At 56.5% G+C, this 21,860-nt stretch carries 18 protein-coding genes and 1 pseudogene; 11 read left to right on the top strand and 8 right to left on the bottom strand.

From position 1 onward, the window contains the following. Nucleotide 1 precedes the first annotated feature (1 nt). Complete coding sequence (gene yiaJ, locus ACQG19_RS00925; protein ID WP_013094955.1) at nucleotides 2–820, bottom strand: IclR family transcriptional regulator YiaJ; 819 nt, start codon at nucleotides 818–820, stop codon at nucleotides 2–4. Nucleotides 821–1,045: 225 nt separating this feature from the next. On the opposite strand from yiaJ, the gene yiaK reads away from it, so the two are divergent. The 8 genes from yiaK (at nucleotide 1,046) to araD (ending at nucleotide 8,769) form a co-directional block, all read left to right on the top strand. Continuing rightward, nucleotides 1,046–2,044 (top strand): 3-dehydro-L-gulonate 2-dehydrogenase, encoded by a 999-nt coding sequence (gene yiaK, locus ACQG19_RS00920; RefSeq protein WP_013094954.1) that lies wholly within the window; start codon nucleotides 1,046–1,048, stop codon nucleotides 2,042–2,044. A gap of 10 nt (nucleotides 2,045–2,054) precedes the next feature. Next, the gene (locus tag ACQG19_RS00915; RefSeq protein WP_222168970.1) at nucleotides 2,055–2,522 is read left to right on the top strand and encodes a YhcH/YjgK/YiaL family protein; all 468 of its coding nucleotides are present in this window, start codon (nucleotides 2,055–2,057) and stop codon (nucleotides 2,520–2,522) included. A gap of 151 nt (nucleotides 2,523–2,673) precedes the next feature. Then, entirely contained in the window at nucleotides 2,674–3,600 is a 927-nt protein-coding gene (locus ACQG19_RS00910) for a DUF4862 family protein (RefSeq protein ID WP_246932250.1), read from the top strand. 45 nt (nucleotides 3,601–3,645) lie between these two features. Then, nucleotides 3,646–4,965 (top strand): MFS transporter, encoded by a 1,320-nt coding sequence (locus tag ACQG19_RS00905; RefSeq protein ID WP_029881926.1) that lies wholly within the window; start codon nucleotides 3,646–3,648, stop codon nucleotides 4,963–4,965. Nucleotides 4,966–5,061: 96 nt separating this feature from the next. Continuing rightward, nucleotides 5,062–6,567 carry an FGGY-family carbohydrate kinase gene (locus tag ACQG19_RS00900; RefSeq protein ID WP_246932252.1) on the top strand — a complete coding sequence of 502 codons (1,506 nt, stop codon included), beginning with the start codon at nucleotides 5,062–5,064 and terminating at the stop codon, nucleotides 6,565–6,567. Continuing rightward, a complete protein-coding gene (gene ulaD / locus ACQG19_RS00895; RefSeq protein ID WP_038418390.1) occupies nucleotides 6,564–7,217 on the top strand; it encodes a 3-keto-L-gulonate-6-phosphate decarboxylase UlaD in 654 nt (217 codons plus the stop codon). Before ACQG19_RS00900 ends, ulaD begins: the two co-directional genes overlap by 4 nt. Nucleotides 7,218–7,219: 2 nt before the next feature. Continuing rightward, a complete protein-coding gene (locus ACQG19_RS00890; protein ID WP_020686527.1) occupies nucleotides 7,220–8,080 on the top strand; it encodes an L-ribulose-5-phosphate 3-epimerase in 861 nt (286 codons plus the stop codon). Beyond that, on the top strand, nucleotides 8,074–8,769 hold the full coding sequence (gene araD, locus ACQG19_RS00885; protein ID WP_048972676.1) for an L-ribulose-5-phosphate 4-epimerase: 696 nt from the start codon (nucleotides 8,074–8,076) through the stop codon (nucleotides 8,767–8,769). The genes ACQG19_RS00890 and araD overlap by 7 nt, the downstream gene beginning before the upstream one ends. Here the strand turns inward: araD and ACQG19_RS00880 are convergent, their stop codons facing one another. Next, on the bottom strand, nucleotides 8,770–9,588 hold the full coding sequence (locus ACQG19_RS00880; RefSeq protein ID WP_020686525.1) for a helix-turn-helix domain-containing protein: 819 nt from the start codon (nucleotides 9,586–9,588) through the stop codon (nucleotides 8,770–8,772). It lies immediately after the preceding gene. Between the two features lie 224 nt (nucleotides 9,589–9,812). Here ACQG19_RS00880 and ACQG19_RS00875 point away from each other — a divergent pair, with 224 nt between their 5' ends. Both ACQG19_RS00875 and ACQG19_RS00870 read left to right on the top strand, forming a co-directional pair. Next, on the top strand, nucleotides 9,813–11,213 hold the full coding sequence (locus tag ACQG19_RS00875; protein ID WP_020686524.1) for an MFS transporter: 1,401 nt from the start codon (nucleotides 9,813–9,815) through the stop codon (nucleotides 11,211–11,213). A 10-nt stretch (nucleotides 11,214–11,223) separates the two neighbouring features. Continuing rightward, complete coding sequence (locus tag ACQG19_RS00870; protein WP_102752350.1) at nucleotides 11,224–13,179, top strand: glycoside hydrolase family 127 protein; 1,956 nt, start codon at nucleotides 11,224–11,226, stop codon at nucleotides 13,177–13,179. A gap of 77 nt (nucleotides 13,180–13,256) precedes the next feature. Here the strand turns inward: ACQG19_RS00870 and ACQG19_RS00865 are convergent, their stop codons facing one another. After that, nucleotides 13,257–13,997: a MipA/OmpV family protein gene (locus tag ACQG19_RS00865; RefSeq protein WP_013094942.1), complete on the bottom strand. Its 741-nt coding sequence runs from the start codon at nucleotides 13,995–13,997 to the stop codon at nucleotides 13,257–13,259. Between the two features lie 117 nt (nucleotides 13,998–14,114). Here ACQG19_RS00865 and ACQG19_RS00860 point away from each other — a divergent pair, with 117 nt between their 5' ends. Continuing rightward, a complete protein-coding gene (locus ACQG19_RS00860) occupies nucleotides 14,115–15,080 on the top strand; it encodes a LysR family transcriptional regulator (protein WP_061771396.1) in 966 nt (321 codons plus the stop codon). Here ACQG19_RS00860 and exaC read toward each other — a convergent pair. From exaC to ACQG19_RS00835, 5 genes and pseudogenes are all read right to left on the bottom strand, one after another. Next, nucleotides 15,077–16,615, bottom strand: coding sequence for an acetaldehyde dehydrogenase ExaC (gene exaC / locus ACQG19_RS00855; protein ID WP_020686520.1), 1,539 nt, complete (start codon nucleotides 16,613–16,615; stop codon nucleotides 15,077–15,079). The two genes, ACQG19_RS00860 and exaC, sit on opposite strands and share 4 nt — an antisense overlap. Before the next feature lie 86 nt (nucleotides 16,616–16,701). Next, on the bottom strand, nucleotides 16,702–18,549 hold the full coding sequence (gene selB, locus ACQG19_RS00850; protein ID WP_057071741.1) for a selenocysteine-specific translation elongation factor: 1,848 nt from the start codon (nucleotides 18,547–18,549) through the stop codon (nucleotides 16,702–16,704). After that, a complete protein-coding gene (gene selA / locus ACQG19_RS00845) occupies nucleotides 18,546–19,931 on the bottom strand; it encodes an L-seryl-tRNA(Sec) selenium transferase (RefSeq protein ID WP_246932253.1) in 1,386 nt (461 codons plus the stop codon). The genes selB and selA overlap by 4 nt, the downstream gene beginning before the upstream one ends. A gap of 103 nt (nucleotides 19,932–20,034) precedes the next feature. Further along, a complete protein-coding gene (locus ACQG19_RS00840; RefSeq protein WP_013094937.1) occupies nucleotides 20,035–20,643 on the bottom strand; it encodes a glutathione S-transferase in 609 nt (202 codons plus the stop codon). Between the two features lie 89 nt (nucleotides 20,644–20,732). Beyond that, nucleotides 20,733–21,858 (bottom strand): annotated as a pseudogene (locus tag ACQG19_RS00835) (HlyD family secretion protein). Nucleotides 21,859–21,860 lie beyond the last annotated feature (2 nt).

Raw genomic sequence — 21,860 nt, 5'->3', positions numbered from 1 at the left:
GTTATCCCTCGCGCACGTTAAAACCCAGCTCTCTGGAGATCGCGTCCGCCGTTTCACGCAGAGGTGTAAGCAGATTTTTTTCGCCAATCTGCTTCATGCGGGAGGTCGACAGCGAAATTGAGATCGCATACGGCACGCGGCCATGAATATCAAACACCGGCACCGCGATACAGGAGACCCCCAGCTCGTTCTCTTCTTTGTCCATCGCCATGCTGTGCTCGCGGATTTCCGCCAGCTCGTCATACATCGCGCTCAGTTCAGTGATGGTGTTGCGGGTCAGCGGCTGGATCTGATCCTGGTGGCTTTCCCAGTAGCTCGCCACATAGTCCTGGTGACCGAATGCCATGTAGATCTTGCCCATTGCCGAGCAGTAAAGCGGCATATGCTGGCCGATATAGGCGCGCGTGCGCAGCATACCGGTGGTCGGCTCAAGCTTATAAATCAGGATCGCGTGATCGTCTTCGCGGCTGGAGAAGTTCACCGTCTCGCCGGTGGCGATATTCAGCGACTCAAGATGCGGAGCAGCCACGTGGATGATATTCAGCGACGACAGCGCCTTTTGCCCGACGGCGATAAATTTGGTGGTCAGGCGATAGCTGCCCGCCGCCGGTGCCGGGGTGACGTACCCGCACGACTGCAATCCCTGCAGTAACCGGTGCACGGTGCTCTTATTCAGCCCGGCCAGTTCCGATAAATGGGCCAGAGGACAGCCGTTCGGATAGTTACTGAGGATCTCAATCAGCATCAGACCGCGAAACAAGCTCTGGCTACCTGCTGGCCTCTCTTTTTCTTGCGTCATGTCGCTCTCTTTCATGCTCATCCCATGGCTCCTTTTTATCGCGCCCTGATGGTAGCGCAAAGTGTGGTTCAGTTCACGATCTCAACAGAAAAAACACAACCATTTGATTTTAATCGATTTTGAAAATCATGAATGTCGTTGATCTGGCAAAATTTGATCGCTATATTTGAAATCAGATTTCGCATAGTGAAATTTAGCGATAAAAAAGCACTCGCACTTGCCCCTACGAAGAACAGGAGAACAGGGATGAAAGTGACATTCGAAGAGTTGAAAGCAGCGTTCAATCGGGTTCTGCTCGATCGCGGTGTAAAAGCAGAAACGGCGGATGCCTGCGCGGAGATGTTTGCCCGCACCACGGAATCTGGCGTCTATTCCCACGGCGTGAACCGCTTCCCGCGTTTTATTCAGCAACTGGACGCGGGCGACATCATTCCTGATGCCCAGCCAAAACGGGTGACCACATTAGGGGCCATCGAACAGTGGGATGCCCAACGCGCCATCGGTAACCTGACGGCGAAAAAAATGATGGATCGCGCTACTGAACTGGCCTCCGATCACGGTATCGGTCTGGTTGCGCTGCGTAACGCTAACCACTGGATGCGCGGGGGGAGCTACGGCTGGCAAGCCGCAGAGAAGGGCTACATCGGGATCTGCTGGACCAACTCTATTGCGGTGATGCCCGCGTGGGGGTCAAAAGAATGTTGCATCGGCACCAACCCGCTGATCGTGGCGATCCCCTCCTCCCCAATCACCATGGTCGATATGTCGATGTCAATGTTCTCCTACGGCATGCTGGAAGTGAACCGACTGGCCGGACGCACGTTACCGGTCGACGGCGGATTCGACGACGAGGGCAATCTGACCAAAGAGCCTGGCGTGATTGAGAAAAACCGCCGCATTCTGCCGATGGGCTACTGGAAAGGTTCCGGCTTATCGATTGTGCTCGATATGATCGCCACCCTGCTCTCTAACGGCTCCTCCGTGGCGGAAGTTACCCAGGACAACAGCGACGAGTATGGCGTGTCGCAGATCTTTATCGCCATCGAGGTCGACCGCCTGATCGACGGCCCAACCCGCGATGCCAAACTGCAGCGTATTATGGACTTCATCACCACCGCCGAGCGGGCAGACGAAAACGTCGCTGTCCGTCTGCCGGGGCATGAATTTACGCGACTGCTTGAAGAGAACCGCCGCAACGGCATCACCATTGATGACAGCGTGTGGGCGAAAATCCAGGCGCTGTAAGGAGTGGGCCATGATATTCGGACATATTTCACAGCCAAATCCGTGTCGCCTGCCGCGGGCGATTGAAAAAGCGTTAGATTTTCTGCGTACCACGGATTTCAGCATGCTAAAGCCGGGTGTCGTTGAAATTGAGGGACACAACATCTTTGCCCAGGTGCTTGATCTCACCACCCGGGAACAGCACGAAAATCGCCCCGAAGTGCATCGCCGCTATCTTGATATTCAATTTCTGGCGTGGGGTGAAGAAAAAATCGGTATTGCTATCGATACCGGAAATAACAACATCAGCGAATCATTACTGGAACAACGGGATATTATTTTTTATCACAACAGTGAAAATGAGTCGTTCATTGAAATGGTACCTGGCAGTTATGCCATATTTTTCCCGCAGGATGTACACCGTCCTGCCTGTATTAAAAACAAGGAAACTGCAATTCGCAAAATTGTGGTGAAAGTGGCAATCAGCGAATTAGATTAATTTTCTGATATACCCTAAATAATTCGAGTTGCAGGAAGGCGGCAAGAGAGTGAATCTCCAGGAGCTTACATAAGTAAGTGACTGGGGTGAACGAGCGCAGCCAACGCACATGCAACTTGAAGTATGACGGGTATAAATACAGGAACGCGAAATGACCAACACCGGTTTTATTATTGGTGCGTACCCCTGCGCACCCTCGTTTCACCAGAAAGGGGAACAAGAAGAACAGGCCTTCTGGCGGGAGCTTTCCGATACACCTCACATCCGTGGGCTGGAACAACCCTGCCTTGAACATCTCCATCCTTATGGGGATGAATGGCTGTTCCGCCATACGCCGGGAGACTGGCAAATCGTCGTCACGGCAGTGATGGAAACCATGCGTCGCCGTGGCACCAATGGCGCATTTGGGCTGGCGTCTGCTGACGAAGAACAGCGTAAAGCGTGTGTGGAATATTACCGCCATCTGCAGCAGAAGATTGCTGCGGTTAACGCCCGTTTTCCCGGGAAAGTTATTGCCCTGGAGATGCAGGCCGCACCGCAGGCGGGCAATGCTTCAGTCGAGCAGGCTATCGAGGCGTTCGCCCGTTCCATTCGTGAAATCGCGGGCTGGGACTGGTCCTGCGATCTGGTGCTTGAACACTGCGATGCCATGACCGGTCCCGCACCGCGTAAGGGATTTTTACCCTTAGAGCAGGTGCTGGAGGTGACAAAAGAGACAGATATCAGCATCTGTATTAACTGGGCGCGCTCAGCCATTGAAGGGCGCAACACCACGCTTCCGGTTGAGCACGTTCAGACCGCCCTTCAGGCCGGAAAACTGGCCGCGCTAATGTTCTCCGGCACCACCATCCGCGGAGAGTACGGTGAATGGCAGGATCTGCACGCACCGTTTTCATCGTACTGTGCCGACAGTTTGCTGACCACTGAACATGCAAAAGCACTCTTTACTGCGGCGAGCGCCGCAACATTGAAATTTTCCGGTATCAAATTACTGGAAATAAATGCTAATGCTGATATCAGCCATCGCATCGCTATTTTGCGAGACGGCATTAGCCAAATGAAAAAAGCAACGCAATAACAATAAAAAAATCTTATTCCGGTTACCTACACTGAGATATTAAATATGAATACGTCTACTCAAGCTCTACATGCGGACATTCCGCGCCAGCGCTGGCTAAGAATTATTCCCCCGATTCTTATCGCCTGCATTATTTCTTATATGGACCGTGTGAATATTGCTTTTGCCATGCCCGGCGGTATGGATGAAGAGTTAGGTATTTCTGCCACCATGGCAGGCCTGGCGGGTGGGATCTTCTTTATTGGCTATCTGTTTTTGCAGGTGCCTGGCGGCAAGATTGCCGTTCATGGCAGCGGGAAGAAATTTATCGGCTGGTCGCTGGTCGCCTGGGCGGTGATTTCGGTCCTGACCGGGCTCGTCACCAGCCAGTATCAACTGCTGGTGCTGCGTTTCTTACTCGGGGTAGCAGAAGGCGGGATGCTGCCGGTTGTGCTGACGATGATCAGTAACTGGTTCCCTGACGCCGAACGCGGTCGTGCCAATGCGATTGTAATTATGTTCGTCCCCATTGCCGGGATCATCACCGCGCCCCTGTCGGGCTGGATTATTACCGCACTCGACTGGCGCTGGCTGTTCATCATTGAAGGGCTGATGTCCATCGTTGTACTGGTGCTGTGGGCCTTCACGGTGTACGACCGCCCGCAGGAAGCACGCTGGATTTCTGAAGCGGAAAAAAACTATCTGGTCAAAACCCTGGCCGCAGAACAGCAGGCCATTGCCGGTAAAGAGGTGAAAAACGCCTCGCTGAGCGCGGTGCTGTCCGACAAAACCATGTGGCAGCTGATTGCCCTGAACTTCTTCTACCAGACCGGCATTTACGGTTACACCCTCTGGCTACCCACCATTCTCAAAGAGCTCACGCACACCAGCATCGGCCAGGTAGGCGTGCTCGCGATCCTGCCTTATATCGGGGCCATTGCGGGTATGTTCCTCTTCTCTTCGCTCTCTGACCGTACCGGTAAGCGCAAGCTGTTTGTCTCCCTGCCGCTGATTGGTTTTGCGCTCTGCATGTTCCTCTCCGTGGCGCTGAAAGAGCATACCTGGCTGGCCTACGCCGCACTGGTGGGGTGTGGGTTCTTCCTGCAGTCGGCGGCGGGCGTGTTCTGGACCATTCCGGCACGCCTGTTCAGCGCGGAGATGGCAGGCGGCGCGCGGGGGGTAATTAACGCCCTGGGTAACCTCGGCGGGTTCTGTGGCCCTTATGCGGTCGGCGTGCTGATCACCTTGTACAGCAAAGATGCGGGCGTTTACTGCCTGGCGGTGTCACTGGCACTGGCCTCTCTGCTGGCCCTGCTGCTACCGGCGAAGTGCGATGCCGGTGCGGAGCCTAACCCTACGGTGAATCCGCATAAGCGTGCGGCCTGATGCCCTCACCCCAGCCCTCTCCCACAGGGAGAGGGAGCAAGACGAGAACCCCCGCCCTCTCCCAAAGGGAGAGGAAGCAAGACGAGAGAGTCAAAGATGAGTGAAAAAGAACCCTTCTGGCTGGGTATCGATTGTGGCGGTACTTATCTGAAAGCCGGTTTATACACCCGCGAGGGCAAAGAGGTCTGTATTGAACGCCGCACGATTGCCACGCTCAGCCCGCGAGCAGGCTATGCGGAGCGGGACATGAACCAGCTGTGGCAGCAGTGTCACACCACCGTCGCTCTTCTGCTCAACAACGCCCGGGTTAGCGGCGAGCAGATCAAAGGCGTGGGCATTTCAGCGCAGGGCAAGGGGCTATTTCTTCTCGATAAACAGGATCGTCCCCTGGGCAATGCGATGCTCTCCTCAGACCGTCGGGCACTGGACATCGTGCAGCGCTGGCAGCAGGACGGTATTCCCGAAAAGCTCTATCCGCACACGCGACAGACGCTCTGGACCGGGCATCCGGCCTCTCTTCTACGCTGGGTCAAAGAGAATGAACCACAGCGCTATCAGCAGATTGGCTGCGTGATGATGGCGCACGACTACCTGCGCTGGTGCCTCACCGGCGTAAAAGGCTGCGAAGAGAGCAACATCTCTGAATCCAATCTCTACAACATGAACACCGGCCAGTACGATCCGCAGCTCACGCGCTGGCTGGGTATCAGTGAAATCGACAACGCTCTGCCACCCGTTGTCGGTTCAGCAGAAATCTGCGGGGAAATCACCGCTCAGGCTGCCGCACTTACCGGTCTCGCGACGGGAACCCCCGTCGTTGGTGGGCTGTTTGATGTGGTTTCCACCGCGATCTGTGCCGGACTGCACGACGAACATACGCTGAACTCCGTCATGGGCACCTGGGCCGTCACCAGCGGGATTGCCAATGCGCTTCGGGACAACGAACCGCATCCCTATGTCTATGGGCGTTACGTCCACCCGCAGCAGTACATCGTCCACGAAGCCAGCCCCACCTCTTCCGGCAACCTTGAGTGGTTGACCGCCCAGTGGGGAGAAATGTCTTTCAGTGAGATCAACCGCGCCGTGGCCAGCCTGCCGAAAGCCGAAAGCGATCTGTTATTTCTGCCGTTTCTCTATGGCAGCAACGCCGGGCTGGAGATGACGAGCGGTTTCTACGGCATGCAGGCGCTGCATACTCGCGCGCATCTTTTACAGGCAGTTTACGAAGGCGTGGTGTTCAGCCATATGACCCATCTAAACCGCATGCTCGAACGCTTTACCGACGTACAGGCACTGCGCGTCACCGGCGGCCCGACCCACTCTGACGTATGGATGCAGATGCTGGCGGATGTCAGCGGTCTGGCAATTGCGCTCCCGCAGGTGGAAGAGACTGGCTGTTCCGGCGCGGCGCTGGCCGCCCTGGTCGGCACCGGCGTTTATCCCGATTTTTACGCAGCGCAGCACGCGCTCAGACACGACATTCGGGTCATTGAACCCGACATGCACGCCCATGCGGCCTATCAGCGCAAGTATCAGCGCTACCAGTTACTGATTTCAGCACTACAGGGTTATCACGCCCGTGTTAAGGAGCACGACCTATGAGCCGACCATTACTGCAGCTGGCGCTCGACCACACCTCACTTCAGGCTGCCCAGCGCGATGTCGCCAGGCTTTCCGATCACGTCGATATTATCGAAGCGGGCACCATTTTATGTCTGACCGAAGGGCTTAACGCCGTGCGTGCGTTACGCGAGCAGTGTCCAGGGAAAACCCTCGTGGCGGACTGGAAGGTGGCCGACGCCGGAGAAACGCTGGCAGAGCAGGCGTTTGGCGCAGGCGCGAACTGGATGACCATCATCTGCGCCGCGCCGCTGGCCACGGTTGAAAAAGGTCACGCGGTGGCGCTGCGCTGCGGTGGGGAAATTCAGATGGAGCTGTTTGGCAACTGGACGCTGGATGATGCCCGCGCCTGGCACCGCATCGGCGTGAAGCAGGCCATCTACCACCGGGGACGCGACGCGCAGGCCAGCGGCCAGCAGTGGGGTGAGGCAGATCTCGCCCGAATGAAAGCGCTCTCCGACATTGGTTTGCAGCTGTCCGTCACCGGCGGCATCACCCCGGCCGACCTGCCGCTGTTTAAGCAGATCAACGTCAAAGCCTTTATCGCCGGTCGCGCACTGGCAGGCGCTGCCAATCCACCGCAGGTGGCCGAGGCCTTCCATTCGCAAATCCGCGACATCTGGGGAGCGTAATCATGCGTCAGCATCCATTAGGTATTTACGAAAAAGCGCTGCCGAAATCCCTCACCTGGCCGGAGCGCCTGGTGCTGGCAAAAAGCTGTGGCTTTGATTTTGTTGAAATGTCGGTAGATGAAACGGACGAACGCCTGTCGCGCCTGGCGTGGAGCACCACACAGCGTGCATCGCTGGTGGAAGCGATGCTGGAGACCGGTGTGTCGATCCCCTCCATGTGCCTGTCTGCCCACCGCCGCTTCCCGTTTGGCAGCCGGGATGAAACCGTGCGCGCCCGCGCCCGGGAGATCATGTCCAGCGCCATTAAACTGGCGCGTGATTTGGGTATTCGCACCATCCAGCTGGCCGGGTATGACGTGTATTACGAAGAGCATGATGAAGGCACCCGGCAACGCTTCGCCGAAGGGCTGGCATGGGCAGTCGAGCAGGCCGCCGCCGCGCAGGTGATGGTGGCCGTTGAGATCATGGACACCGCGTTTATGAACTCCATCAGCAAATGGAAAAAGTGGGACGAGATGCTGGCCTCGCCGTGGTTTAGCGTTTACCCGGATGTCGGCAACCTCAGCGCGTGGGGTAACGATGTGGCCGCCGAACTGACGCTGGGCATTGACCGCATCGCGGCAATTCACCTGAAAGATACCCAGCCCGTCACGGCACAAAGCCCAGGACAGTTCCGCGACGTGCCGTTTGGCGAGGGCTGCGTCGATTTCGTTGGCGTGTTTAATACCCTCAATAAGCTGAACTACCGCGGCGCGTTTCTGATTGAAATGTGGACCGAAAAAGCAAAAGAGCCGGTGCTGGAGATTATCCAGGCGCGCCGCTGGATTGAAGCCCGTATGCAGGAAGGAGGCATGACATGTTAGAACAACTCAAAGCCGAGGTGCTGGCAGCCAACCTGGCACTGCCCGCCCACCAGCTGGTGACCTTCACCTGGGGTAACGTCAGCGCGGTGGATCGCGACAGCGGTCTGATGGTGATCAAACCGTCCGGCGTGGAGTATGACGTGATGACGGCGGAGGATATGGTGGTGGTGAATATCGCCACCGGTGAGGTGGTCGAGGGCAGCATGAAACCGTCGTCAGACACGCCTACCCATCTTGCGCTGTACCGTCGCTACCCGGAGATTGGCGGCATCGTCCATACCCATTCCCGCCATGCCACCATTTGGTCTCAGGCAGGTCAGGATCTGCCCGCATGGGGCACGACGCACGCGGACTACTTCTACGGCGCGATCCCCTGCACGCGGCGGATGACCACGGCGGAGATCGCAGGAGACTACGAGTATCAGACCGGTGAAGTGATCATCAAAACCTTTGAAGAGCGCGACATCAGCCCCATGCAGATCCCGGCAGTGCTGGTGCACTCCCACGGACCGTTCGCATGGGGTAAAGATGCCGCCGATGCGGTACACAACGCCGTGGTGCTGGAAGAGTGCGCGTACATGGGCCTGTTTTCGCGCCAGCTTGCGCCGCAGCTTCCGGTTATGCAGCAGGAACTGCTCGACAAACATTATCTGCGCAAGCACGGTGCGCATGCCTATTACGGGCAGTGATCAACCGGAATTAATGTGTTCTTTACAGTACCGCCGTTTCCAGACGGCGGGCGTTAACCCGGTATGCTTCGAAAATATCTGCCGGAAATACCCCACGTCGTTAAAACCGCAGCGGGTGGCCACTTCCGTTAATGACGCTGAGTCATTCAGCAGCATTTTTTCTGCCGCCCTGACGCGCTGGCGATGAATCGCCTCCGTCAGGGTTAAATGAAATGTCCGACGAAACACGCGCCCGAGGTAATCGGCATTACAGTGCAGAGATTTTGCCAGCAGCGAGGTGGAGAGCGGTAAATGAAACTGCGTGCGAATAAGCTGTTTTGCCTTCCAGGCCAGAGCTGCACCGGCCTCATCGGGGCGGTCCTCATACCCTGCTGAGAGGGATATTTGCTGCAAAATCAGTAGTAAAAGCATTTCCAGCGCTACGCTGCGCTGTAATTTTTCCTGCTCGCTGAGGAACTGGCGAAAAAGCGCAATCACCGACGGGACATCCCTCACGCAGCAATGTTGTTCAATGGTCAGCGGAGAAGCCTCCGGCAAAGCGGAAGGCCCAGGTTTCACCTCAAAATGCAGCCAGTAGAATCGCAGATCGGCCGGAAAATCTTCTGTACCCACATGCCGCCGCTTCGGCCAGAGCAATAAACTCTCCCCCGCCTTCACCTCAAAAAGACGGTTCTCCTCCTGGATCGTTAATGTCCCCTTTTCGACGAAAATGATTTCCCACGACGTTAATTTACGCGCCGGGTGGCGACCCACGCCCCGCGAAATAAACAATCCGCCGTTTTGCACTTTAATCGGAAGCGCTATGGATAATTCGAGCATGGATATTCACCATTCCGCTTTTATTGCCGCATTTAATTGACTTATCCATTGATTATTAACAATTAACGTTATAGCTGCCCGATCAAACTCACACTTTCTTCATCAGGTCGGAATCGTCATCTTTTTATACTTTTCCCTTCCCTTGTTGCCCTTTGCGTTCAGTGCAGAATGAATGAGGTACCTTGCACAAATACGATAAAAATCGATTACCGAGGAGTTATCTCATGACTTCCACACCGATTACCGAGTCTGACGTTGCACAACGGGTGAGAGAAGAACGTTTGTCCGTTCGCGAAAAAATTGGCTACGGCCTGGGCGACGCGGGCGGCACGGTCATTACCTGTCTGATAATGAATTTCCTGACCTTTTTCTATACCGATATTTTTGGCCTGACCCCGGCGCTTGTCGGCACGCTGTTTATTGCCCTGCGCGTATTTGACGCGATTTCTGACCCTGTCATGGGCGTGATTGCCGACCGCACCCAAAGCCGATGGGGGCGCTTTCGTCCCTGGCAGCTGTGGGTGGCATTCCCTATTGGCATCATCGGCGTGCTGACCTTCACCGTACCTGAAGCCAGCATGGGCGTGAAAATTGCGTGGGCATTCGGCACCTACCTGCTGCTGTCCGTCGGCTATACCGCCATCAACGTGCCCTACTGCGCGCTGATCAACACCATGACCACCCGCCACAGCGAGGTCATTTCCTGCCAGTCATGGCGCTTTGTGCTGTGCGGCGTTGCGGGATTTTTGGTCTCCGTCGGCCTGCCGTGGCTGGTGGCAGCGCTGGGGCAAGGCAACGCCGCCCGGGGTTATCAGCTGGGGGTTGGCGTCCTGTGCACCCTCGCCGTGGTGATGTTTCTCTGCTGCTTCTTCTGGGTCCGTGAACGCGTCCCACTGGCGCTGATGGGTAAATTCACCCTGCGCGAACACCTGGCAGGGCTGCGTAAAAATGACCAGCTGCTGCTGATGCTGGTGATGTCGTTTTTGCTGATCAACGTCTTCAATATCCGTGGTGGCGGATACATGTACTTCATCACCTATGTGCTTCAGGGCAGCACCGCCTACACCTCGCTGTTTTTCACCATGGTGACCTTCGCAGCGATCCTCGGGGCGGTGATCGTCAGCCCCCTCTCTCGCCGTATTGATACGGTCAAACTCTACTACTACACCAACCTGGTGCTCGCCGCGATCGCGGCTGGCATGTGGTTCCTGCCCGGCGGCCCGGCGCATCAGACGCTCTGGCTGATCGTAATTCTGAGTAACGGCGTCATCCTGGGCTTTACCCTGCCGCTGCACTTCTCGCTGATGGCTTTTGCCGACGACTACGGCGAGTGGAAGACCGGCGTGCGATCGTCGGGCATGAACTTCGCCTTCAACCTGTTTTTCATCAAGCTGGCGTGGGCCTCCAGCGCCGGGATCATCAGCCTGGTGTTTATCGCCGTCGCCTATCAGCCGGGAGCGGGTAACCAGACGCCCGCCTCGCTGCAGGGCATTACCGCCATGGAGACGCTGCTCCCTGCCCTTTTCCACCTGCTGCTGGCGGTCTCAATCCGCTGGTGCAGACTCAACAATCCGATGATGTCGCGCATTGCCACCGATTTGCGCCAGCGTCATGTACCGTCCTGAGGAGAACGTGATGTCCATAATGGAAGCCGACCTGCATAACCTGAAAATCAACGATCCGTTTCTTGGCCAGTATCAGCGGCTGGTGCGTGATGTGGTCATCCCCTATCAGTGGGATGCGCTCAACGATCGCGTGGCAGAAGCCGAGCCCAGTCATGCCATCACCAACTTCCGCATTGCGGCAGGTCTTGAAGAAGGTGAGTTCTACGGCATGGTATTTCAGGACAGTGACGTGGCGAAATGGCTGGAAGCCGTGGCGTGGTCGCTGTGTCAGAAACCCGATGCTGAACTGGAAAAAACCGCCGATGAGGTGATTGAACTGATCGCCGCGGCGCAGTGTGAAGATGGGTATCTCAATACGTACTTCACCGTCAAAGCGCCTGACGAACGCTGGACAAATCTTGCCGAGTGCCACGAGCTTTACTGCGCGGGGCATATGATCGAAGCTGGCGTGGCGTATTTTCAGGGCACCGGAAAACGCCGACTGCTGGAGGTGGTGTGCAAACTGGCAGATCATATCGACACCGTTTTCGGCCCCCGGGAAGGCCAGCTTCACGGCTATCCGGGCCACCCGGAAATCGAGCTGGCGCTGATGCGGCTGTACGACGTTACTGAGGAGCCACGCTACCTGAACCTGGTGAAATACTTCATCGAGGCGCGCGGTACGCAGCCTCACTTCTATGATATCGAATACGAGAAGCGCGGCAGAACATCGTACTGGCACACCTACGGCCCGGCATGGATGGTCAAGGACAAAGCTTACAGCCAGGCGCATCAACCGCTTGCTGAACAACAAACAGCGATTGGCCATGCGGTGCGTTTTGTCTACCTGATGGCGGGTATGGCACACCTGGCTCGTCTGAGCAAAGACGACGCAAAACGTCAGGACTGCTTACGCCTGTGGAACAACATGGCGCAGCGCCAGTTGTACATTACCGGCGGGATTGGTTCGCAAAGTAGCGGTGAAGCCTTCAGCAGCGATTACGATCTGCCCAACGATACGGTGTATGCCGAAAGCTGCGCCTCGATTGGCCTGATGATGTTTGCCCGTCGGATGCTGGAGATGGAAGCGGATAGCCGCTACGCCGACGTGATGGAGCGCGCCCTGTACAACACGGTGCTGGGCGGCATGGCGCTGGACGGTAAGCATTTCTTCTATGTTAACCCGCTGGAAGTGCACCCCAGGACGCTGGCCTTTAACCACATCTATGACCACGTCAAACCGGTTCGTCAGCGCTGGTTCGGCTGCGCCTGTTGCCCGCCGAATATCGCCCGCGTGCTGACGTCGCTGGGGCATTACATTTACACCGTTCGCCCGGATGCGCTTTTCATTAATCTCTACGTAGGGAATGAGGTCACCATCCCGGTGGGCGATGAGACGCTTAAGCTGCGGATCAGCGGTAATTATCCGTGGCAGGAAGAGGTCAACATTGAGATCGCCTCGCCCGTACCGGTGGCGCATACCCTGGCCCTGCGACTACCGGACTGGTGCGCAAATCCTCACGTGTCGCTGAACGGAGAAGGCATGACGGGCGAGGTATCACGGGGCTATCTTCGCCTCACCCGTCGCTGGCAGGAGGGCGATACGCTCACGCTAACCTTACCGATGCCGGTCCGCCGCGTGTACGGTCACCCACAGGTTCGTCAGCAGGCCGGAAAGGTCGCGCTGCAGCGCGGTCCGCTGGTCTACTGCCTGGAAGAAGCCGACAACGGCGCCAACCTGCATAATCTTGCCCTGCCTGCCAACAGTGAATTCCGGGTTTTCGAGGGTAAAGGAATTTTCGCTCATAAGATGCTGATTCAGGCGGAAGGTGTCACGCATGACGCCGCAGAAGCGGGATCGGAGGCGTTATGGCAATACGACCGTCCTGCGGTGCGACGTCAACCCAAAACGTTGACCTTTATTCCGTGGTTTAGCTGGGCTAACCGGGGAGAAGGGGAAATGCGCATTTGGGTGGATGAGGACTGAATCTCTGCGGCCTGATGCCCTCACCCCAACCCTCTCCCACGGGAGAGGGAGTAATACCGCCACCCGGCTTTACAGCATCAGAAGCGCCAGCTCAGCCCGGTCATCAGCGCGAAGCTGTCGTCGCGGTCGATCATCGGGCTGTTCTTCACGTCGTCAGGCAATACGGTATAAACCGCGCTGGCGTTAAGGAACAGGTTCTGGGTTAACTGATATTTTGCCGCCAGACCCACGTATGGCGTCCAGCTGTCACCGGCGGCGTATTCATTGAGACCTGAGCGGCGAGACTCGCTGCCGGAAACCCCGTAGTAGTAGTCGTTATAGCTCTCGTCACTGTAGAAAATGCCCACAGATGGCGTCAGCGTGAGGCGTTCCATGCGGATGGGGCGGAAGTAGGAAATCTCACCGACTACGCCACCGCTTTCATCCATCGCATCGCCGGAAACGGCCACTTTCAGCGAGCCCCAGTTTTCATGGCGGTAATAGGCGCCACCCAGGAAAGCAGACGCTTTACGCTCATCCAGATGTTTCATCTGAGGGTCGTCGTTATCGTCGGGATCAAAATGCAGCGGCATCCACGACGCGGTCAGGCTAAATTCATTTTTTTCGTCTTTCCACAGGATCCATCCACCTGTGGTCTGGCGCACATAGAATCGGTCACCTTCATAGCTAATTAACGGAACCGCGGTGGTATTTTCATTATACCCTTTATAAGGTGACTCATTAAATACAGCCCCCGCGCCAAGTGAAAAGTCACCGGCCATTGCGGATGAGGTCGCAAATAACGTGGCAGCGATGAGTAAATTGTTTTTAATAGTCATTCCATGTAATCCATTTAAACGCCAAACAAGCGAGGCGAATAATAATGGTTACAAATTTGCGTATGCAACGCCGCTGTTTATATAATATTATATATAAAATCATATAGATGGGTGGGCATGATGAATAAATTACAACTAAAACCCCGTGAATTAAAAATAATTTCCGTCATCGCCGCTACCCACAGCATTGGCGACGCCGCCGCCCTGCTGGGCATGGCACAGGCCAACGTCAGTAAATATCTCTCTGATTTTGAAACACGAGTCGGTCTCAAGGTCTTTGAGCGTACCACCCGTCAGCTTGCGCTAACGCAGTTTGGTGAGGCCTTGCTTCCTTACGTGAACGCCACGCTGGATAAAAATAGTCAGCTTATTAATTTTATTGCCGATTATAAGCATGAAAAGCGTGGAAAGGTGACGATTTACGCCCCGACAGGCATCGTGACCTATCTCTCTCGTCATGTGATCCACCAGATAAAAGATATTGGCGATATTCGTATTTCGCTGAAAACATACAATCTGGATCGCAATGAATTTTCTGAGGGGGTGACCTTTCCGGATGACTGCGATATTTTAATTACCTATGCTCAGCCGAAAGATGAAAGTCTGGTCGCAAGTGTATTAACCCAATATTCCGTTACCGCCTTCGCGACCGAAGAGTATTTAAATCAGCACCCGTTAAACGGCCCGGAAGATTTAATTCATCACTCCTGTATTCTAATCGACTCCATGCTGGTGGATGATGCTAACATCTGGCGGTTCCGCGTTCATGGCAGTGATGATGTACAGGATTACCGGGTTACCGGGAATTATATTTGCGACAATACGCAAACTGCCCTGGAGCTGGCGAGGAATAATCTCGGTATCGTCTTTGCGCCGAAAGAGAGCCTGAGAAAAGAGTTAAAAAACGGTTCACTTGTTCCCTGCTTCCCGCATCAGGAAGAGTGGTGGCTGGATCTGACGGCCATCTTCCGCAAGCGTGAATACCAGCCATGGCGCGTGCAATATGTTCTGGATGGCGTCCTGAATAATCTTCGCCAGCAAATAGCTCAGGCCGCCCACGGACGGCCTGAGCTGGATGACTAGAACAGCCCCAGCGGTTTATCGGAGTAGCTGACCAGCAGGCATTTCGTCTGCTGATAATGCTCCAGCATCATCTTGTGCGTTTCACGCCCGATGCCTGACTGCTTATAGCCCCCAAAGGCCGCGTGCGCCGGATAGGCGTGATAACAGTTGGTCCATACGCGTCCGGCCTGGATCCCCCGGCCCATTTTATACGCCAGATTGCCGTTGCGGCTCCAGACGCCTGCCCCCAGGCCATACGGCGTATCGTTGGCAATCTCCAGCGCCTCCTCCATCGTTTTGAAGGTGGTCACGGCCAGCACCGGTCCAAAAATTTCCTCCTGGAAAACGCGCATGTTGTTTTTGCCAGACAGTATGGTCGGCTCAAGGTAATACCCTTCCTGCAGATCGCCGCCGAGCACTTTACGGCGTCCACCGGTCAGGACATCCGCCCCTTCTTTTTTGCCGATATCAATGTAATTAAGGATGGTTTCCAGCTGTCCATGCGACACCTGCGCGCCCATCTGCGTCACGTTATCTAGCGGGTTACCGCTGCGGATCGACTCCACGCGGCGAATGGCCCGTTCCATAAAGCGCTCATAGATGGACTCCTGCACCAGCGCGCGGCTTGGGCAGGTGCAGACTTCGCCCTGGTTAAAGGCAAACAGCGCAAACCCTTCCAGCGCTTTATCGAAGAAGGCGTCCTCTTCCGCCATCACGTCCTCGAAGAAGATGTTCGGGGATTTTCCGCCCAGCTCCAGCGTCACCGGAATGATGTTCTGGGTGGCGTACTGCATGATCTGCTGGCCCACTTCCGTCGAGCCGGTAAACGCCACTTTGGCGATGCGTTTTGAGGTTGCCAGATATTCCCCAATCTCCCCCCCGGCCCCGTTGACCACGTTAATCACACCCGGGGGCAGCAGGTCACCGATAATGTCCATCAGCAGCAGTACTGAAAGCGGCGTTAAGCGGGCCGGTTTCAGCACAATGCAGTTCCCGGCCGCCAGCGCGGGCGCCATTTTCCAGCTCGCCATCAGCAGCGGGAAGTTCCACGGGATAATCTGCCCCACCACGCCCAGCGGCTCGTGGAAGTGATACGCCACGGTGTCGCTATCGACTTCACTGATTCCCCCCTCCTGAGCACGAATACAGGAGGCAAAATAGCGGAAGTGATCAATCGCCAGCGGCACATCCGCCGCCATCGTTTCACGGATCGGCTTGCCGTTATCCCAAGTTTCTGCCGTCGCCAGCAGCTCAAGATTTTGCTCCATCCGGTCGGCAATTTTGAACAGGATCGCCGCCCTGTCCTGCACGGAAGTCTGTCCCCATTTATCTTTGGCTTTATGCGCCGCATCCAGCGCCAGATCGATATCGCGCTTGCCTGAGCTGGCTATCTCGCACAGCGGCTGGCCGGTGACGGGGGTCAGGTTGGAATAGTATTCGCCGTCGACGGGTGCCACCCAGTCGCCGCCAATAAAGTTGTCATAACGGGGTTTTAGCTTGAGAGGGAAACCGTACTCGCCTGGCTGAATGCGTGAAGAGGGAGGATTGTTTGTCATGACCGTCTCCTTGCTGTTGGTGTACAACAAGGGTAGTACCGGCTGGTGATTTTATCGCCAGCCGGGAGTGGTGTTTACGACAGGGGTCACGCTGTTTCTGGAAAGAGCAACGAATCCCGTAATAAATGGTCGTTACCGCGACGGCGGGTAAAACCGATGCGGTTGAAATATTCCAGGATCTGAATGGCAAGCTTTCGCCCCACGTTCAGACGATCGCGGAAATCAGCCGCACAGGTGGAGCCTCGCGCCTGATCCAGTTCGCGGATCAGACTGGCAAACGCGACGATACGATCGTTGCGGTAATAACGATCTTTCACGATCGCAACGATGAGCCCCTGCTGCGCGGCATGGCGCAATACCTGGCGCATCACCTGCTCGTCGGTATTCGTTTCACGGGCGAGATCGCGAACCCACCAGGGCTCATCGCCAAACAGAGGGGCCGCTTTTTGCCAGATTGCCTCTTGCTCTGCGGTGAACCCGGCTTTGTGTTCCGGCAGATGCAGCCAGCCGTGGTGGCTTTTGATCACGCCGCTTTCACGCATGTTTTCTATCAGCAACAGCACCAGCGCATCGTCTTCCATTGGCAGCGCCATACGACGCAGGCGCTCGCGCCCCGGGCCAGGTTCATCCTGATGCTGTTCATGGTAGGTGGCAAGCGTGTTTAACACTTTTCGCTGCCAGCACGCCGCAACCGGCGCGTTCAGCAGGTTATTACCGGCCTGGATAAATCCCGGCTGCTGGGTCAGCGGGAGGAGGCCTTCGTTGCTGAGCTGTCGTGCCCAGGCGAAGTCGGTCAGGTTCACCGCACCGCGTTCAAGATGCACCTCCAGCGCAGCCTTGTCGTTACTGGCCTGCGCCAGTGCCGACAGCCACTGCAAATACTCCGGTTTACGCTTCCCGCGACGCGGCGGGTTGAGCGTCACCACCCGCGCCCCGGCCAGCGTTTCTCGCGCCGAGATATCACGCAGCACCAGACGGTCATTATCTGCCAGCCAGAGTGGCGTATCGAAAACCAGTTCAGCGAGATCGTTTTCCAGCAGCGACACGCGCCCAGTGATATGGCTGGCCGCATGGTGGATATGCAGCGGCTGCCACTGACTGAGCGGGATATGCGTCTGCAGGGAGACAATCACCCGCTCAGACGGTTCTGGCGGCGCCTCAGACAGCAGCCAGTCGCCGCGGTTTAGCTGCGCTTTCTCCGCATCGCCGGCAATATTGAGGGCGATACGCTGCCCGGCATGGGCATGATCAACGGGCTGGTTTTGTGCATGCAACCCGCGCGCCCGCATCGGCTTGTTAATACCCGTCAGCCATACGGTATCGCCCACCTTCACTTCACCACTCAGGGCGGTACCGGTCACCACCAGACCCGCACCTTTTACGGTAAACGCCCTGTCGATGGCCAGACGAAAGCGATGATGGCTGGCATGTTCCCGCGACGAAAGCTGCTGCAAATGGTGGCGAAGTGTGTCGATCCCGCGCCCTTCTGTGGCGACTGTTTCAAACAGCGCAGCATCGGTAAAGCCATATTCGCGCAACGTGGCCTGCACCGCCTCGCGCACTTCGTTAATACGCGTCGCGTCCACACGATCGGCTTTGGTCAGCGCCACGGTTAGCTGTGGGTTGCCCGTCAACTGCAGGATCGCCAGGTGTTCACGCGTTTGCGCCATAACGCCGTCATCACAGGCCACCACCAGCAGGGCATGGTCAATACCACCGACCCCCGCCAGCATATTGGAAAGAAACTTTTCGTGTCCGGGGACGTCAATAAAGCCCAGCACGCGGCCATCGGGCTGCGGCCAGTAGGCATAACCCAGATCGATGGTCATACCGCGCTTTTTCTCTTCCGGCAGGCGATCGGCATTCACGCCCGTGATGGCCTGCAACAAGGTGGTTTTTCCGTGGTCAACATGACCGGCGGTGGCAATAATCATTTCAACAGCATCTCCAGAAATCGCTCTTCATCTTCAAGACAGCGTAGATCCAGCCACATTCGGCCATCGTAAATTCGCCCGATAACCGGCGTAGGCAGAGCACGCCAGCGCGCAGAGAGCGCATCAAGCCTGCTGCCGCGGCCATCGCGCGGGGTGAAGGTCAGGGCCGCGCTGGGCAGCCGATCCACCGGTAACGAGCCACTGCCAATTTGCGACTGGCAGGACTCAATGCGCACGTCGAAATCGGCGTAATGCGACGCGACATTGGGCAACAGTAACTCGGCCTGCGCGCGAATCGAGGCGGCATCACGCGTTAACAGACGCAGCGTTGGCAGGCGTTCCGCCAGTTTCTCCGGGTGGAGATAGAGCCGCAGCGTCGCGTCCAGCGCGGCAAGCGTCATTTTATCGGCACGCAGGGCGCGCTTCAGCGGATGCTGCTGCAGTTTCGCAATCAATTCACGCTTACCGACGATGATCCCGGCCTGCGGCCCGCCCAGCAGCTTATCACCGGAAAAACTGACCAGGCTAACGCCCGCCGCAATCATCTCCTGCACCATCGGCTCTTTCGGCAGACCATACTGGCTCAGATCCACCAGCGAGCCGCTGCCGAGATCGGCAACGACCGGCACATTCAGCTCCTGGCCTATCGCCGCCAGCTCGGCCTCTTCAACGGCTTTAGTGAACCCTTCGATATGATAATTACTGGTGTGGACCTTCATCAGCAGGGCGGTGTTTTCATTCACCGCCGCACGGTAATCTTTCGCATGGGTCCGGTTAGTGGTACCCACTTCATGCAGGGTACAGCCCGCCTGGCGCATCACGTCCGGGATGCGAAACGCGCCGCCAATCTCCACCAGTTCGCCGCGCGAGACGACCACCTCTTTGCCGCTGGCGGTCGCTGCCAGCATCAACAGGACCGCCGCCGCGTTGTTATTCACAATGCAGGCATCTTCAGCACCGGTGAGCTGGCAAAGCAGATCCGCCAGGGCCCGATCACGATGCCCGCGTCCTGCTCCGTCGAGATCGTACTCCAGCGTGACAGGCGAACGCATGGCCTGCGTTACGGCATCTACCGCCTCTTCCGCCTGTTGCGCACGCCCGAGATTGGTATGCAGGACAGTCCCCGTCAGGTTAATCACCGGGCGCAACGCGCCTTGCCCTTTCTCAACCAGCCTCTGTTCCAGCTCCTGCTCCCACGCCACGCACCAGCCGGGCAAGGCATTTTCTGCCTGAATATGGCGCCGGGCCTCTTCCTGAAGCAGACGTAACATCTCAACCGTCGCGGTATGGCCGAACCGCTCGACAGCGGAATGAATAAGGGGTTCTCGAAGGAGTCGGTCGGTAGCGGGGATCTGGCTGTACAGGGAGTGATGAGTAGTCATGGAAGCGCCTGGCGAGTAAATATCATCCCCCCTCCCGACGGGAGAGGGAGTTAACATGTGGAGGGATTGTACCGCCTCCTGACGCGAAGTGTTATAACCCGCGTCAAGCCTTTGGCGGTTCGGTACGGGCGAAGCTCTCGCGCTGGAAGAGCGTTTCGGCGAGCTTCACCAGCAGCGGACGGTCGACGCACCAGCCAGGGGAGACGCGACGAAAGTTGAGATAACCAATGGCGCAGGCGATAGCGATCGTCGCCAGATTCAGGCTATCCGTTGCTATTTTGCCCTCCTGGATGAGCTGCTCGCACCTGTCCAGGCTGCGGCTGATTTTCTCACGCTGGCGCAGCAGCTCCGTTTCCGACTGCTGAGCAACGGGCCTTGCCTGCTCGCGCACGGAAGTTAACGCCGCATCCATGATGCCATCAGCCAGGGCTTCAATTTGCTTCACTGCCAGGGCCGCCTTCGGATCTGCCGGTAACATGGCTGGCGCAACGCCGAGCAGCTCGATGTACTCAGCGATAATCGGGGAATCAAACCAGTATTCGCCCTCGTCCGTTACCAGCGCCGGGACTTTCCCCAGCGGGTTGTACTGCGCAACGCCGTTTTCGGCGTTATAGGGCTGTTCATTAACGAATTCAAATTCAATCCCTTTCTCCAGCAGGAGAATCGAGATCTTTCGCACGAAGGGACTGGTGTAGCTGCCGATGAGTTTCATTGCCTGATCCTTGATGCCAGAAAAAGTCAGTATGGATCAAGCGCTGAAAAAAGGGCAGGTATGCATGTCGCATTCCTGCCCGGCGAGGATTAATGATCAAGATAGAGATAGTGCATCCAGCTGGTCATACGCAGCAGGACTTTACGCATCACCGAGACGTGCGCGAAATGGTCGGAATAGACCGCCACCTGCGCGTAAATACCGTCCGGCAACGCATCAACGTCGGCGTTAGGCTCCAGTTCTATCAGCGCCTGCACACCATCCGTTCCCGGTGTTACCGTTAGCGATTGCAGTGCCCCCTGCGCCTGATATGAGCCCCCTGGCACCACCGGCAGAATGCTGGTGAGCTTGCCGGAGAAGACCTGCCCCGGCAGGGCGTTAAACACCACTTCCGCTTCATCGCCCGGCTTCAGACGCAGCAGCGAGTTCTGACGGAACTGGGCCACAATCTGGCGTTTCTGTTCAGGAATAAAGACCATGACCGGGCGCAGCGGCATACGTTCCCGGGCGAATCAGCACTTGGGTGATGTAGCCATTGCTCGGCGCACGTACCACGGTCTGATCCAGGTTGTATTTGGCTTCGGCCAGCTGGGCGCGTAAAGAGGCAATCTGCGACTGTTCGCCGTTCACCATGCTGTCTAACTGACTTTTGATCTGCGTTTGTTCCGCCACTGAGCCTTTTACCAGCGCGTCCTGAGCCAGATAGTTCTGCCGCGCGTTGTCGATATCGCTCTCAGAGAACGGGTTTACCTTCGCCTGGCTGCCTTTGAGATAGCGCTGGTAATCTTTATACAGACGGTCCCGCTCGGCGGACACGCGCGTGGTGTTGGCTACTGCTTCCGACAGTTGCGCTTTGAGCACGTCGATATTGTGCGTCGCGGTCACCAGGTCGGCCTGCAGTCTGTCGACCCGTGCCTGATAGCGGCCCGGGTCAAGTTTAAATAACACTTCGCCTTTTTTAATAAGCTGGTTATTTTTATCAGTGACTTCGCTGACCACGCCGGTCACCTGCGGCGTAATCGGAATGGAAATAACCGCTTTTTGCGCCGTAAACGTATACGGGTGGTTATAGTTCATTAATAAAATGAGGCCCGCCACAATAAATACCCCACCTAATGTGGCGGTGGCGAGCGTCCACTGGTTGACCGGAATACGGAATATTTTAAAAATCGCCCAGGCAAACGCCACGTAGGTCAAAATAATCAACAGATCCATAA

This window comes from Enterobacter cloacae complex sp. 277I4, assembly GCF_050031465.1.
In the GTDB taxonomy this organism is placed as follows: Bacteria; Pseudomonadota; Gammaproteobacteria; order Enterobacterales; family Enterobacteriaceae; genus Enterobacter; species Enterobacter cloacae.
Note: the sequence above shows the minus strand (reverse complement) of the source record. Positions and strands in the feature narration are given on the sequence as shown.

Bases quoted from the DNA above. Each gene is read 5' to 3' on its own strand.
- ACQG19_RS00905 (WP_029881926.1), top strand. From the start codon at position 3,646: ATGAATACGTCTACTCAAGCTCTACATGCGGACATTCCGCGCCAGCGC.
- ACQG19_RS00910 (WP_246932250.1), top strand. From the start codon at position 2,674: ATGACCAACACCGGTTTTATTATTGGTGCGTACCCCTGCGCACCCTCG.
- araD (WP_048972676.1), top strand. From the start codon at position 8,074: ATGTTAGAACAACTCAAAGCCGAGGTGCTGGCAGCCAACCTGGCACTG.
- ACQG19_RS00880 (WP_020686525.1), bottom strand. From the start codon at position 9,588: ATGCTCGAATTATCCATAGCGCTTCCGATTAAAGTGCAAAACGGCGGA.
- ACQG19_RS00840 (WP_013094937.1), bottom strand. From the start codon at position 20,643: ATGAAACTCATCGGCAGCTACACCAGTCCCTTCGTGCGAAAGATCTCG.
- selA (WP_246932253.1), bottom strand. From the start codon at position 19,931: ATGACTACTCATCACTCCCTGTACAGCCAGATCCCCGCTACCGACCGA.
- ACQG19_RS00860 (WP_061771396.1), top strand. From the start codon at position 14,115: ATGATGAATAAATTACAACTAAAACCCCGTGAATTAAAAATAATTTCC.
- ACQG19_RS00900 (WP_246932252.1), top strand. From the start codon at position 5,062: ATGAGTGAAAAAGAACCCTTCTGGCTGGGTATCGATTGTGGCGGTACT.
- ulaD (WP_038418390.1), top strand. From the start codon at position 6,564: ATGAGCCGACCATTACTGCAGCTGGCGCTCGACCACACCTCACTTCAG.
- ACQG19_RS00865 (WP_013094942.1), bottom strand. From the start codon at position 13,997: ATGACTATTAAAAACAATTTACTCATCGCTGCCACGTTATTTGCGACC.
- ACQG19_RS00915 (WP_222168970.1), top strand. From the start codon at position 2,055: ATGATATTCGGACATATTTCACAGCCAAATCCGTGTCGCCTGCCGCGG.
- yiaK (WP_013094954.1), top strand. From the start codon at position 1,046: ATGAAAGTGACATTCGAAGAGTTGAAAGCAGCGTTCAATCGGGTTCTG.
- selB (WP_057071741.1), bottom strand. From the start codon at position 18,549: ATGATTATTGCCACCGCCGGTCATGTTGACCACGGAAAAACCACCTTG.
- ACQG19_RS00890 (WP_020686527.1), top strand. From the start codon at position 7,220: ATGCGTCAGCATCCATTAGGTATTTACGAAAAAGCGCTGCCGAAATCC.
- yiaJ (WP_013094955.1), bottom strand. From the start codon at position 820: ATGAGCATGAAAGAGAGCGACATGACGCAAGAAAAAGAGAGGCCAGCA.
- exaC (WP_020686520.1), bottom strand. From the start codon at position 16,615: ATGACAAACAATCCTCCCTCTTCACGCATTCAGCCAGGCGAGTACGGT.
- ACQG19_RS00870 (WP_102752350.1), top strand. From the start codon at position 11,224: ATGTCCATAATGGAAGCCGACCTGCATAACCTGAAAATCAACGATCCG.
- ACQG19_RS00875 (WP_020686524.1), top strand. From the start codon at position 9,813: ATGACTTCCACACCGATTACCGAGTCTGACGTTGCACAACGGGTGAGA.